Genomic DNA, 13849 nt, shown 5'->3' on the forward strand with positions numbered 1-13849 from the left:
GAATGCTTTTTTATCGCTATTTTTCAGTTGAAAACATATATTTTTTGTAATGATATCCTATGCTAAAAATAATTCCCATTCCTAGCATATTGCCTAGTAATGAACTACCTCCATAGCTTATAAAAGGAAGTGGGATACCTGTAATAGGGAGTAAACCTATTGTCATTCCGATATTTTGGAAAACGTGAAATGTAATCATCGAAATAATACCTACGCATATATAAGTATAGAATTGGTTTTTTGTATTCATTGCAATTCGTATGATGTGATAAATTAACAAGAAAAATAAACTCACAACAATACTTGCTCCTACAAATCCGAACTCTTCTCCAATGACGCTAAATATAAAATCTGAATGACTTTCTGGTAAATATACTTCCCTGTTTCCGATACCTTTACCTGTTGTTTCCCCTGACCCTATTGCCAACAAGGATCTTGTTAGGTGAAAACCTGTAGAACTTTCGTAATTGTATGGATCCAACCATGAATAAATACGACCAAATTGATACTGTTTTACACCTAAATATTTTTCTAACACTTCAGGTGCCCATAATACCAAAGATAAAATGGTTGTAGCTAATACGGTTCCACCAGCAAATATCGGAACAAGTATTTTCCATGTGATACCTGAAACAAAAACCGTTCCTACTAATATAGAAAGCATAACTAGTGCTGTTCCAAGGTCAGGTTGTTGCATAATAAAAATCAACGGTAATGCCGTTACTAATCCCATTTTTATTAAAAGCCAAAAATCACTTTTGACCGTTTTTATAACATTCTTAGCATGGTGTGTTGTGATAACATTAGCTAGCGCTAAAATTAAAAAGATTTTCATAAATTCTGACGGTTGCAAAGAACCCATGCCAGGTACTTTAAACCAGCTTTTCGCTCCATTAATTACAGGAGCTATGTTACTAGGAGCAACAACTAGAAAAGCAAGCAAGGCTATTCCTAGTCCGTATGCATACCATGAAATCTTTCTTAATTGATCTGAATCTAATGTAATAACACTTAATATCAATCCAACACCAGCAACATACCATACAATTTGTTTAACTAAAAAATTCTCCCCATACTGTCCAGTAGTTTGAGCACTATATATAGCTAAACAGCTACTTAGGAAAAGGAGAAATAAAATTAAAACCAATGAGTAATCTATTCTAGATGTTCGAAATTTTACTGGTTGCACGAGTTAATCTCCTTATTATTAATGATAAGGAATGTTCGTTCCTCTAATTTTGATACTTTAATATTATACTTCAAGATGAAAAAAGCACAACTGAGAAACCTCATATGGATATAATTTCAATGGCAAAAAAAGCTTAAAATACGAAAAAGGCTTCGTCTTTAAGCTTTGTATATTACATGGATTTATTCTCATCATTTCAAATAGCATTTTATTTCTCGTTTGTGATCATGGCTCTAATCCGATGGCTTCATATTTACCGAGTACCAATATCCTTGCTCATTTCCTGTCTTTCTCGATTTTCTCATTTATTTCTTAATTACATATGAATATCCATACAACATGAGACACAGCCTATTTCAAAATAGTTATTTAAAAATCCTATTAATGAGAATCTTTCTAGAAAATAAAGCTATCTTCCATCAGATACAATTGTTATATCTGTATTCTTTAACCCTCGCATAATGCTGTTTACAATAGATCCTTTTCGTATTTCCTCCCATCTTGTTCGAGCAGACTGTCCCAATATGATATGTGTAATTCGATATTTTTTTGCTACTTCAATTATGATAGATGCTGGTTTAAAATGCTTTTTTTCTTCTATTATAAAGGTAGTATTAAATTCATTTGCTAATCCCTTCCATAACTTTACTTTTTGTTGTTTTTCAATAGAAAAGGAAGCTTCCTTTTCTGATGCAATATTTAATATATATAGTTCCGCTCTTAAACGGTGTGCCATTCTCCATCCCCTGCGAATTAATTTTTCTGCAGTTGGACCATAGTGCACACACACAAGTATTCGGTCATAAACTCCGATAGGACCATGAACTAGATTATCATCTTCTTCAATTTTTTCATCTACATCATTCGCTATTTCACGTAATACAAGTTCTCTTAATGCAGACAAATTATTTGAAGTAAAGAAATTTTGAAGAAATTGTTCAAATGAATTAAGTGAGGCTTTTATAAAATTACAACGTGAATTAATCGGACGAGGACCTCAGGAAACTAAAACGTATATAGTTCAAGATATGATCATTATTCGTTTTAAAGGTGTATTAACAGTTGAAGAAAAACATTTAGTTAAACACGAAAATGGTAAAAAGCTCGTCAAATACTCCGTGAAATGTATAGTCACAATTTCGAGGAAATCGTGGAACGTCTGACAAATTGTAAAGTTCTTTCTAGCCATAGCGATATTAGTACAAAAACAGGAGAACGAATTGAAGTGTTTATCATGGATAGAGATGTCGTAAGGTCATTAGAGATGTCTTCTTCAGATTAATTATAAAAAGCGTTTTTACAAACTTTATAGCTTATCAACATGTAGGAAATGTTAGCAAATTAATTCCGCTCCAGGATGCTTGCTTTCCACAGTTCAGGCGGTTAGCCTCCTCGGCACATAGTGCCTTTGGGGCTTACCTTTCCCTCTGCTCCCACAAGAGGGAGTCTCTTCCCTTACTCACCAATCAAAATTTTTATACTCATTGTATTTATTAAACTGGTTTTTTAAAAAAACTTATAAAAGAGGCTACAGACTGCCTGGCGTTCTGCTCTAAGTATGATGGACTGATACTAGTATCAGAGAAAACTTTCCATACAAAAGACAAAAGCGTACCATTTTTATCCCTTTATGAAACTAGCTTTAATCCAACAGCTGAAGCAAGAATCAGAAAAATAAAGAATATGCGCCAGCTATTTTTAGGCTCATTGAAGAGGAATATTCCTAAAACGGCTCCTCCAGATGCGCCTATCCCAGTCCAAATGGCATAGGCTGTTCCCATCGGCAACTCTAGCATAGCAATTGCTAAAAAGACGAAACTTCCAATGAAAGCCAATAACATAAAAAAGAAGGAAGCGCCATTTTTTTTAGAATGAAATTGATTAATCATTACGACTCCAACCATCTCACACATACCAGCCACAATCAAACTAATCCATGCCATTACACTTCTCCCCCTTCATGTGTCTGTTCTTTTGTAACGAGTTTTAATCCAACAACTCCAACTAGCAGCACTACGATTAATAAAACTTTAATAACATTAAAAGGCTCACCAAAGAAGACTATTTCTGAGAAGACTGTTCCTGCCGTTCCAAGACCTACAAAGACTGCGTAAACTGTTCCAACCGGTAAATCTTTTCCTGCCATAATCATTAAATAAAAGCTTACTGCTATACTTACAATAGTCGCAGACCAGCTCCAAAAATCATCTGCATGCTTTAAACCAATAACCCAGAATACCTCAAAAAAGGCCGCTATAAATACTTTTGCCCAATTCTTGTTCACCCGTTTTCCCCCTCATACTTCATTTTCGTTACATTTTTCCATATAAATTCGATTTCAAGAAGAGAGTGACAAGCTCTCTTGCTTATCTCAAGTACTTCTCACAGATATTCGCCTTTTTTCTTTTTGCAGAGTTCAACCATAACGTTTAACAACACTTAAAAGAACCATAAAAAAAACCCAGAAGAATAGCAAAATCGCTTATTCTCCCAGGCTTTTATCCTTCCGTGTCATCGCACACATTGTCTGCAATGAGTCTTCTCTCGGACCAGTCTAGCTATAAAGCTACGGAACCCTAGAAAACATTTGTCATTGATATATATTTGTCAAAACGTAACGAAATCATTTCTATATTAACAACCTATCATAAATTACTTTTGTTTGTCAAAGTTCCTTAATAAGTATAAATAAAAATAGATGGTTAACGGCCACCACAAAGTAACAAAAATAGGGTAAACTGCCCAAATAGTTTTCGGTGAAGAAATTACATTAACCATTATGAAAAATGCACAAATTAAAAGTGTGCCTATTATAGAAAATGATAAGTGATTTTTTTTCCGTATAAAATAAACTACAAGTGGCCACCACAATACAATAAATGTCGGATAAATAAACCACAGATACTCCAATCCAAATATGATATTTAGCACTCCATAATAGATAATAGTTAAGATGGCTCCGAACCATGCAATTGGTGCATTTAAGCAACGATTACCTAAAAAAAGCAATATTGACCATCCTAAAATAGGATAGACCGCCAATAAGAACCATAATACAGAAGGCGTATGTATGATATTTATAACGAACAGAAAAAGAGACAGCCACAAACTTACACTTAGACAGTACATTTTATATTTGTTTTGGTCTATAAAAATATATGTAATCAAACCTAGCAAAATAATAAAAAATGGATAGACAAACCATGGATAACCTGGAGTAGTCATATAATTTACAACTAAAAAAAGAATATGATCATTCCGCTAATGATAGAGATAATACTCATTCCTACTTTACCCATTTACTCCTCCTAATCATGCCCTTAAATAAAGAAACAACATTGTTAGCGGCCACCATAATACTGCGAAAGTAGGATAAACAAACCAAATAGTTTGCGGTGAATAGTAAAAGTTCATAAAGACAAACATTAAAATAATTAAAATACTCCCACAAACGGAATATCCTAAATTTAATTTTCTAATATACCTTTTGCGATTTTGTATTTTTGTTTCTTTAAATTTTTGTTTAATGAAGAATTGATTCAGCTCTGCTTCAATTTTTTTCTTTTTTTCCTCTGTTAACTGTTCATCTGGAAACTCTGAAAACATGCGATCTAACCATTCTTTAACCTCAGACATCGTTTTCCTCCTTCATTAACCTATCAATTATTATACTAAAAAATACTGTTAGATTCATAACGAACTACCAAATGTTTAATAATGCATTTTCAACTGCTCACAATTGTAGGGTTTCGTATCACATGGCATAATAGAGAAAAAGCTTCAATAGATAGCAATTTTTCATTCACTCACGAACTAAACTTTACATAATAATAGCTAGCTTAAATATATCTCACTAGAAAGGAATATACATTTCATGGCTAGAAAGAAAAGGATCAACCATCACCAATTAATGATAGAGACAGAAAAGCTTTTATTAGAAAAAGGCTATAATTCCTTCCATTTCCGTCTATTAGCCGAACGTCTAGAAGTTGGAAGGAGCACAATTTATGAATACTATGCGAATAAGGAAGAATTAATTATCGCTTATATTCATTCCTTTGCATTTGAACGTGTAGAGGAGTGTAAAAAGGTTCTACAAATATCAAATATAAAAGAAAAATTCAAAGAATTTTTACGAATTTTTCTAAAATACTCTCATGTTCAACAAGTAATCATTGTGCTAACACAAATAGAGGAAGAATTGAAGGAATCCGAGCGAACAAAGCCTGTTCGAGAACTTTCGAGACAAATTTATTTATATAGTCTAGAACTTATAAATGAGGCAAAGGAAAAAGGATTAATACGTAAAAATGTCAATGAAATATTGATTTCCCATATGATGTTCAATTTAATACAAATACCAAATTTTCAGAAGCAGACAGAAGAAGAAAGGTTAACGGAAATGCTAGATCTTATACTCCATGGCGTTGGTGCATAATCATTGACGCCATTTCTTTTACTATGGCATAATTTTACTGTATTCAATGAAAGAAAAATTTTTCATCATTATCGACATATGTGTCGGAAATAAAGGGGGATTGTTTTCATGTTCAAAAGTGTGTCCAAATTAACACGTTCCAAAAAAGGGGTAGGCATTACAATCGGAATATGGCTATTACTTGCTATCGTTTTATCGGTAGTTGCTCCAACAGCAAAGGAAGAAGTAAGTAAACAAGAGGGTAGTGGTTTACCTGAAGATTCGTTAACTGAACAAGCAGCTAGAGTAACGGACCAATACTTTTCTAAGGATAAGGGAACACCAGCTATACTAGTATTTACCTCAGAAAAAGCATTATCTGATAAAGAAATCTCTAGTATTGCTAACACAAGTAAAAATATTGAAGAACTGAATAACAAAAACATTAAAGAAGTATTGCCATTATATCAACTACCACCTCAGGTACAGCAGTCCTTCTTATCAGAAGACAAAACTAGTCTTACATTACCTGTTACATTACAAGCAGATTTAGAAACAAAAACGATTACAAAAACTCTAGAAAAAATTGAAAAGATAGCAAAAGAAAACGTCGCAGATTCAGTAACATACAAAATGACCGGTCCTGCAGCAATCGCCTCAGATGCTACAAAATTATTTGAGAATGCTGACGTTGTATTAATACTTTCAACTGTTGCACTCATTTTAGTTTTACTCATTGTTATTTACCGTTCACCATTATTAGCTATTATTCCATTACTTGCTTGTGGAATTGTCTATCAAGTGGTGAATCAAACATTAGGATTAGCAGGAAAAGCAGGCGTTTTTCTTGATTCTCAAACATTATCCATCATGTCGATTTTATTGTTTGCAGCTATTACCGATTATTCACTCTTTGTTTTTGCAAGATTTCGTGAAGAATTAGCTGTTTCAAACAATAAATATGAAAGCATGACAAATGCTATGAAGCAAGTCGCTAAACCCATTTTCTTTAGTGGAGCTACAGTAATTGTTTCAGTGTTAATACTGTTCTTTGCATCTGATGCAGCATACCGAAACTTCGCTCCTGTATTTTCAATCGCTATGCTAATTATCGTCATTGGTGGGCTTACACTTGTACCTGCTTTATTCACTTTATTCGGAAAAGTAGCCTTTTGGCCATTTATCCCGAAACCTAATAAGCCCCTTAAAAACAAACATACCATTTGGAATAAGTTTGGTTCCTTTGTATCAAAAAAACCAGGAATTGTGGCAACGATCATTACAATAATTATGTTAACATTCTCTTTTAATGTGTTTAACATACATTATTCTTTTAACTTATTAAAATCATTCCCTGATGACTTAGAGTCTCGCCAAGGATTTGAGATTCTTGAAAATAAATATTCACCAGGAAGTTTAGCTCCAACAAACGTTTTAATCGAATCTAAAGATGGAATTGATAATGAAAAACTAGCATCACTTGCTGAAGACATCTCAAAACAAGACGGAGTGGAAAGTGTTTCTCCTTCAATAGATATGTTAAAAATGAATCCTGAAGCTATATTATCCGAAGATGGAAAAGCAGCTAAATTTACCATTACATTAACGGATAATCCGTATTCATTAGAAGCAATCGATACAGTGAAAAAACTTCAAAGTAAATCGAATACATTCTTAAAATCAAGCGATTTAAGGGCTGATTCATCTCTATATTTTTCTGGTGAAACTGCTCATCAAGCTGACGTAGACCGTGCTAATGACAGAGATACACTAATTGTTGTAACTCTTGTTACAATCTTTATTACAATCATGCTTGGTATTTTAACACGCTCCATCATTGCACCAATCTATATGATGGGGACAATTCTCTTATCCTATTTCTCTGCGTTAGGATTAGGAATGTGGCTATTGGAACACCTATTTGATATTGATGCTATTAGCTCTAGAATTCCTTTATATACCTTTGTATTTTTAGTCGCTTTAGGAGTCGATTACAATATTATGCTTGTTTCTCGAATTCAAGAAGAAGTCGGACACCTCTCACTAAAAGATGCCGTACAGCGGGGCGTAGGATTAACTGGTGGCGTTATATCTTCTGCTGGTTTAATTTTAGCAGCCACTTTCGCCGTTTTAACAACACAGCCAATCATGGAATTGTTTACATTCGGCTTTATCGTTGCATTGGGTATTCTTATTGATACATTTATCGTTCGTTCAATGCTTGTACCTGCTATTATTGTTCTACTTGGAAAATGGAGTTTTTGGCCATTTAAAAAGAAAGATAAAATCAAAAGTACGTATTCAGCATAGATTTTATAAAAATCGTTACAAATAAGTAGCTTTCTTCATTTAGGGGGCTACTTATTTTTATTAGGATAACAATACTTCTCATACTCCTACCTTTGACAAGCAAATCGTATACATGTGGTAATGTATGAATACCCAAAATCATGTTTAATAAATTCAATCTCCCTATTTTCACTATACATCTTTCGACACGCTTCCATTATTCACACCATTTTTCTCTTAGATTCGACTCAATATTATCATTTAAACAACACAATTATCATTTAGAAAATATCATTCTTAATTATTTGATTTTATCAACTAGGATACATGTGATATTTTCAAAGAATAATATATAACAACAAGTTAAAACAATATGGATATTCTTATGTAGAACAATGATTGTATTCATTTCAAACTCTAATTTTTCATTTTATTATAACTACCACCCTGATAATTCAAATAGACAAAACCAAATAATTTATCCTATTTTATAATTATTATAAAAAAGCATTGATTTTATATTGAAAACTGTTATCATTTAATTATTGAAATTGTTAATACTCATAAGGGGGATTTACTTATGCCAAATAATCATTTAACGACTAGCTGGGGTGCTCCTGTTGGAGATAACCAAAATTCTCAAACAGCAGGTTCACGCGGTCCAACATTAATTCAAGATGTTCATTTACTTGAAAAATTAGCTCACTTTAATAGAGAGCGTGTTCCAGAGCGTGTTGTTCACGCAAAAGGTGCTGGAGCACATGGTTACTTCGAAGTAACTAACGATTTAACAAAGTATACAAAAGCTGCTTTTTTATCTGAAGTAGGAAAACGCACACCGATGTTCATCCGTTTCTCTACTGTAGCAGGAGAGCTAGGTTCTTCAGATACAGTTCGAGATCCACGAGGTTTTGCAGTTAAATTCTATACAGAAGAAGGAAACTATGATTTAGTTGGTAATAATACACCTGTATTTTTTATCCGTGATGCTATTAAATTTCCTGATTTCATTCACACACAAAAAAGAGATCCACAAACCCATTTAAAAAATCCTACGGCTGTTTGGGATTTCTGGTCACTATCTCCTGAATCATTACATCAAGTAACAATCCTTATGTCTGATAGAGGAATTCCAGCGACATTCCGCCACATGAATGGTTACGGAAGCCATACATATCAATGGGTAAATGCAGATGGTCAAGGAGTTTGGGTAAAATACCACTTTAAAACAGAGCAAGGCATTAAAAATATGGATGTAGATTTAGCAGCAAAAATTGCTGGAGAAAATCCAGACTTCCATACAGAAGACTTATTCAATGCGATTGCTGAAGGCAATTTCCCTTCTTGGAAATTATCTGTTCAAATCATGCCATTTGAGGATGCGGATAAATATCGCTTTGATCCTTTCGATGTTACAAAAGTATGGTCACAAAAAGATTATCCATTAATCGAAGTAGGACGTATGGTATTAAACCGAAATCCTGAAAATTACTTTGCTGAAGTGGAACAAGCTACTTTCTCTCCTGGATCACTCGTTCCTGGTATCGATGTATCGCCTGATAAAATGCTTCAAGGAAGATTATTTGCATATGCAGATGCTCATCGTTATCGTGTAGGTGCAAATCATAATGCTCTTCCAATTAACCGTCCACAATGTCCTGTTCATAATTATCAACGTGACGGATTTATGCGTCCAGATGATAATGGTGGTAGTAAAGTATACTATGAACCAAATAGCTTTAGTGGACCTGCAGAAGCACCTGAATACAAACGTCCATCACTACCTGTAACAGGTGTTGCTGATAGTGTTGCTTATGATCATGCTGACCACTATACACAAGCCGGGGATCTATATCGATTACTAACGTCGGAAGAAAGAGCGCGTTTAGTAGCTAATATCGTTTCAGCGATGAAACCAGTTGAAAAAGAAGAAATTAAACTTCTTCAAATTAGCCATTTTTACAAAGCAGACCCTGAATACGGTACAGCAGTAGCTGAAGGTCTTGGCTTAACAGTACCAAAAGAATTAGTTGAAAAAGCTTAATCATGCAGTAACATCTCATTTTATTTCTCATTTCAAGCGGCCTTTTTATAAAGGCTGCTTTTTTTTAAGGCTTCCTAAAGCCTTAGCAATATCCTCAAAAAAAGATAAAGAAGGGCTAATTTATATTATCTGTTGAAACAAGGATATCACTAAAAAGCTATTTATGACATGACAGAGTTAGCTGCAGCCGAATAGGTAATGTACATGTTCCCCATACCTTCTATTTGCGATTTAGCTCAGAAGGAAAGCTTTCAAAATCAATATTAGGCTATGAAAACTGGTATTATAAAGAAGTGTCAGCCAGTAAAAAGACTAGTCCACTTTACAAAAGCCACTTATAAAAACTACAGTAAGCAAGAAAGAGGGGTTATCTTAATAGGGATTATTAATGATCCTTGAATGGTCCTCCATTTGTTTCATAGTACAAACACCTTGGAACAGTTCATATGAGATAAAGAAAAAACGAAGAGCGTATCAATTCGATGTTAACTTATCAAAAAGAGAAACGGGAAGCTCACTAGGAGATAACCGCTGGCACTAGACAGCGATCTAAGTTCAAAATTATATACAAAAAAGGGAAGATGTTTAGAAAAACTCCCTAAACTTCTCCCCTTTTATCTTATTAAGACTTAATATCTATACGACGAGTCTTACTTTCTTTATTTTTAGGTACTGTAATATATAACATACCGTTTTTATTTTCTGCAGTAATAGAATCCAAATCGGCATTTTCAGGTAATGCGAAAGAACGGTAAAACGAACCATAGCTATGTTCTATTACATGCATTTTTTTATTTTCATCTTTTGTTTCATTTTCTTGATGTTTTTCACCTTTAATAACAATCATATTGCCATCTAGTTGAATATCTACATCTTTAGGATCTACACCTGGTACTTCTACATCAATTAAATACGAATCATCTTTTTCTTCAATATTCATTGCAGGTGTATAAACATCTGCCTTGTTAAAGAAAGAACTTGTTGAAGGGAAAAATGAATCGTCAAAAAAGCGTTGAAAAACATCGTTCATTTCTTTTTTAAATTGTTCCATTGGCTGTTTATCTGGGTTCCAACGACTTAATGCTCTCATAAGATAATAATCCTCCTCATTAATTTCTTTTACAAAGCATTTGTACCCCTTCTGAAAAAATTTAAACATCCATCATGATCCTATTCAATAAACTACTAAATAATATCCAACCAAACTTTTATAGCAGTCGCCATGATTAGGATAGCTAATACAATTTGTAAAATCCTTGTATTCATCTTCTGGCCGACCTTCGCGCCTATAGGTGAAGCAATGAGGCTTGATACAATTAGCACCAGTGCCGGTAAATAGGAAATCTGACCAGTTGTGACTTTACCAATGGTTGAGCCGATTGATGAAATAAAGGCAATCGCAAGAGAAGTGGCAATCGTTATCCTTGTAGGAATCTTTAAAACTACTAACATAATGGGAACCAAAATAAAAGAGCCTCCAGCTCCAACAATCCCAGCTGCCAATCCGACAATTAATGCTAAGAACATTGCTAATAATTTATTGTACTTTACTTGGTCTGCAGGTATATCATCTAAGCCTTTTTTCGGAATAAACATCATTATCGTTGCTATTGTAGCCAAAATTGCATAAATGATATTTACAGTCGACTCCGGCATTAATTGCGAACCGTACCCACCCACAAAGCTACCTATTAAAATCGCTGAGCCCATAAACAATATTAAATTTTTGTTTAAATAACCGCTCTTTCTATAAGCCCATACTCCTCCTACTGTTGCAAAAACGACTTGAATAGCACTAATACCCGAAACCTCATGTGCACTAAAAGCCGTAAATCCTAATAATGGAGGAATATATAATAGCATCGGGTAATTAATGATAGAGCCTCCTATACCAACCATTCCTGAGATGAAGGAGCCTATTAACCCGATTAAAAATATCGTTAATATAAAGCCAAAATCCATAGTGAATTTCCTCCCTTCTTTACTAAATCAGTTAATGAGGATCATTTTTTATTTTTAGAAAGGCTATTTTCTCATAGTTTGTTGTCTAGTAGTGAGTATAGGCTTAATTCTGGTATCGGCGATGAGTGCGCTGGTGGGTGTCACCTATTTCGTTTTTTCCCGAAAGAGTCTAAAGACTTACGCTCCTTTATTTCAACCGATTTATTCACCGTACTTATTTAAAACAACAAACCTTTAAAGATAGCCTTAGAAAAGAGCAAAAGTGGTTGACTCAAAAGGTCTTTTGTAAAAGAAGCAAAATAAAGCCAGACACATCACAAAGCGCTATAAATCAATTTTTCTAAGAAAATAACAATACAGACATTGAAGCGTAGAGGCGTCTAAAAAGGGATTGATACTCCCTTTTTAGACAGCCTCTCTCACTATCTTTTATTCACTCTTTTTCACCCAAAATTTATATACCCCATTATCTTCTAATGAATCAAGCAACTCATGTCTTGTTGATTTCGTCCAAGCTGTTAAATCTTTTAATGATCCTCTATCTGTTGCATGAACCTCTAATACTTGGCCAACCTCTAAACTATTAATAGCTTTTTTTGTTCTTACGATTGGCATTGGACATGCTAATCCCTTTGCATCTAGTACTTGATCTGATTTAATCATATTTATTCTCATCCTTTTCATTGTTTTTGGTTTTACTTTTGATATTTAAGCTAAATCTGACGTACAAACCTTTAGGCTAATGATTAGTAGATTCTTATTTTAAGATTAAAGCTTCCCTTTATCGAACTGCACAACGATTTGGGCCAATTTCCATTTCACGTTGCTCTTCTTCATTTGGTGTAATTCTTCCCATGTTTGTTTTACGAATTTCTTGATACGCATTAGGTTGTGGAGGAAGATTTTTAGATACTATATTTCTAAACTCTTCTTCATCTTCTATATTTAAACCATGATTTTGGGCGAATAATGTACCTAGTTTTTCAGAAACACTTCCATCATCATTTAACTCATCAATAATCATAAAATGAGCAGGTAATACAATTAGCTCTTCAGACAATTCTTTATAACGTTTATATAAAGTTTCGCGTAAATCGCCAACCCAATCATCTGCTAGACCAGCCAAGTCTGGACGTCCAATAGAATCAATGAATAAAATATCACCAGTTAATAAGAATTTCTCATCTACAACAAAAGATGTTGAACCAATTGTATGCCCCGGAGAGTATAATGCATGAATATTGATTGTAGTGTGACCAATACTTACGTCATTGCCACCTTCTAATTTCTCATACTCAAATACAACCTCTTCTGCGTCCTTTGGAGGTAACCAATATACTGCACCTGTTGCTGCGGCAATTTGACGTCCACCGGAAATATGGTCAGCGTGTAAATGTGTATCAAAAACATGTTTGATTGTCGCACCTTTAGCTTTTGCAAAATCAATAAATACATCTGTTAAACGTGTTGCATCAATGATTGCTGCTTCTCCATTTGATAAAACCATATACGATAAGCAACCTTTTCCGATACGAACGAATTGATAGATTTCGCCGCCATCTTTTAAATCTCCCACCTTTACAGGCTCTAGGTATTCACTCCAAGCTTTCATTCCACCTTGAAGATAGGATACTGTAAGGCCCTCATCAGATAACATTTCTGCTACCATAATAGATGATCCTTCTTTCGCACAAACAACTAAGACTTCTTTATTATTTGGAATTTTATCCATAATTCCTTCTACACCATCTAGCAATTCAAAATATGGTACATTTAAATAGTCAAAGTTTTCTCCTTCAATTTTCCAATCAGCGAAATCTGTTTCATTTCGTACATCTAATATAAATAAAGAGTCCTTATTCATAACTTTCTTCGTTACTTCTTTAGCAGTCATCATGTTCATTGCCATTTCTTCAATTACCCCCATAGGTATATTTTGGTTTAAAAA

General features: G+C 33.9%; 11 protein-coding genes, 2 pseudogenes and 1 riboswitch. Of the genes and pseudogenes, 4 read left to right on the top strand and 9 right to left on the bottom strand.

The window, feature by feature from the left end; translation table 11 throughout:
* Window positions 1-16 precede the first annotated feature (16 nt).
* Both rodA and BN349_RS24320 read right to left on the bottom strand, forming a co-directional pair.
* Window positions 17-1189: a rod shape-determining protein RodA gene (gene rodA, locus BN349_RS18510; RefSeq protein WP_019243834.1), complete on the bottom strand. Its 1173-nt coding sequence runs from the start codon at window positions 1187-1189 to the stop codon at window positions 17-19.
* A gap of 409 nt (window positions 1190-1598) precedes the next feature.
* Window positions 1599-2129 (bottom strand): annotated as a pseudogene (locus BN349_RS24320) (universal stress protein); the annotation flags it as partial.
* A gap of 22 nt (window positions 2130-2151) precedes the next feature.
* Between BN349_RS24320 and BN349_RS25515 the strand changes: the two are divergent.
* Window positions 2152-2471: pseudogene (locus tag BN349_RS25515) on the top strand (DUF2294 domain-containing protein).
* A 346-nt stretch (window positions 2472-2817) separates the two neighbouring features.
* Here the strand turns inward: BN349_RS25515 and BN349_RS18520 are convergent.
* From BN349_RS18520 to BN349_RS24325, 3 genes are all read right to left on the bottom strand, one after another.
* Window positions 2818-3132, bottom strand: coding sequence for a DMT family transporter (locus BN349_RS18520; protein WP_019243836.1), 315 nt, complete (start codon window positions 3130-3132; stop codon window positions 2818-2820).
* On the bottom strand, window positions 3132-3473 hold the full coding sequence (locus tag BN349_RS18525; protein ID WP_019243837.1) for a DMT family transporter: 342 nt from the start codon (window positions 3471-3473) through the stop codon (window positions 3132-3134). Before BN349_RS18525 ends, BN349_RS18520 begins: the two co-directional genes overlap by 1 nt.
* A gap of 201 nt (window positions 3474-3674) precedes the next feature.
* A riboswitch (guanidine-I (ykkC/yxkD leader) is annotated at window positions 3675-3780 on the bottom strand.
* 721 nt (window positions 3781-4501) lie between these two features.
* On the bottom strand, window positions 4502-4825 hold the full coding sequence (locus tag BN349_RS24325; RefSeq protein WP_019243839.1) for a hypothetical protein: 324 nt from the start codon (window positions 4823-4825) through the stop codon (window positions 4502-4504).
* Window positions 4826-5063: 238 nt separating this feature from the next.
* Between BN349_RS24325 and BN349_RS25055 the strand changes: the two genes are divergently transcribed.
* The 3 genes from BN349_RS25055 to katA all read left to right on the top strand — a co-directional run bounded on the left by BN349_RS25055 (window position 5064) and on the right by katA (window position 9939).
* On the top strand, window positions 5064-5627 hold the full coding sequence (locus BN349_RS25055; protein WP_019243840.1) for a TetR/AcrR family transcriptional regulator: 564 nt from the start codon (window positions 5064-5066) through the stop codon (window positions 5625-5627).
* A gap of 108 nt (window positions 5628-5735) precedes the next feature.
* Window positions 5736-7916 (top strand): MMPL family transporter, encoded by a 2181-nt coding sequence (locus tag BN349_RS18545; RefSeq protein ID WP_019243841.1) that lies wholly within the window; start codon window positions 5736-5738, stop codon window positions 7914-7916.
* Window positions 7917-8475: 559 nt separating this feature from the next.
* A complete protein-coding gene (gene katA, locus BN349_RS18550) occupies window positions 8476-9939 on the top strand; it encodes a catalase KatA (protein ID WP_019243842.1) in 1464 nt (487 codons plus the stop codon).
* Between the two features lie 622 nt (window positions 9940-10561).
* Here the strand turns inward: katA and BN349_RS18555 are convergent.
* From BN349_RS18555 to BN349_RS18570, 4 genes are all read right to left on the bottom strand, one after another.
* Window positions 10562-11029, bottom strand: a complete 468-nt coding sequence (locus tag BN349_RS18555; protein ID WP_019243843.1) for an Hsp20/alpha crystallin family protein — start codon at window positions 11027-11029, stop codon at window positions 10562-10564.
* Window positions 11030-11124: 95 nt separating this feature from the next.
* Window positions 11125-11901: a sulfite exporter TauE/SafE family protein gene (locus BN349_RS18560; protein ID WP_019243844.1), complete on the bottom strand. Its 777-nt coding sequence runs from the start codon at window positions 11899-11901 to the stop codon at window positions 11125-11127.
* 429 nt (window positions 11902-12330) lie between these two features.
* On the bottom strand, window positions 12331-12561 hold the full coding sequence (locus tag BN349_RS18565; protein ID WP_026089384.1) for a sulfurtransferase TusA family protein: 231 nt from the start codon (window positions 12559-12561) through the stop codon (window positions 12331-12333).
* Window positions 12562-12682: 121 nt separating this feature from the next.
* On the bottom strand, window positions 12683-13810 hold the full coding sequence (locus tag BN349_RS18570; RefSeq protein WP_019243846.1) for an MBL fold metallo-hydrolase: 1128 nt from the start codon (window positions 13808-13810) through the stop codon (window positions 12683-12685).
* Between the last annotated feature and the right edge of the window lie 39 nt (window positions 13811-13849).

Origin of the sequence: Bacillus sp. AP8, from assembly GCF_000321185.1 — a bacterium.
GTDB lineage: Bacteria > Bacillota > Bacilli > Bacillales > DSM-1321 > Bacillus_AD > Bacillus_AD massilioanorexius.

Bases quoted from the DNA above. Each gene is read 5' to 3' on its own strand.
- BN349_RS18545 (WP_019243841.1), top strand. From the start codon at position 5,736: ATGTTCAAAAGTGTGTCCAAATTAACACGTTCCAAAAAAGGGGTAGGC.
- BN349_RS18570 (WP_019243846.1), bottom strand. From the start codon at position 13,810: ATGGCAATGAACATGATGACTGCTAAAGAAGTAACGAAGAAAGTTATG.
- BN349_RS18555 (WP_019243843.1), bottom strand. From the start codon at position 11,029: ATGAGAGCATTAAGTCGTTGGAACCCAGATAAACAGCCAATGGAACAA.
- BN349_RS18560 (WP_019243844.1), bottom strand. From the start codon at position 11,901: ATGGATTTTGGCTTTATATTAACGATATTTTTAATCGGGTTAATAGGC.
- katA (WP_019243842.1), top strand. From the start codon at position 8,476: ATGCCAAATAATCATTTAACGACTAGCTGGGGTGCTCCTGTTGGAGAT.
- BN349_RS24325 (WP_019243839.1), bottom strand. From the start codon at position 4,825: ATGTCTGAGGTTAAAGAATGGTTAGATCGCATGTTTTCAGAGTTTCCA.
- BN349_RS18520 (WP_019243836.1), bottom strand. From the start codon at position 3,132: ATGGCATGGATTAGTTTGATTGTGGCTGGTATGTGTGAGATGGTTGGA.
- BN349_RS25055 (WP_019243840.1), top strand. From the start codon at position 5,064: ATGGCTAGAAAGAAAAGGATCAACCATCACCAATTAATGATAGAGACA.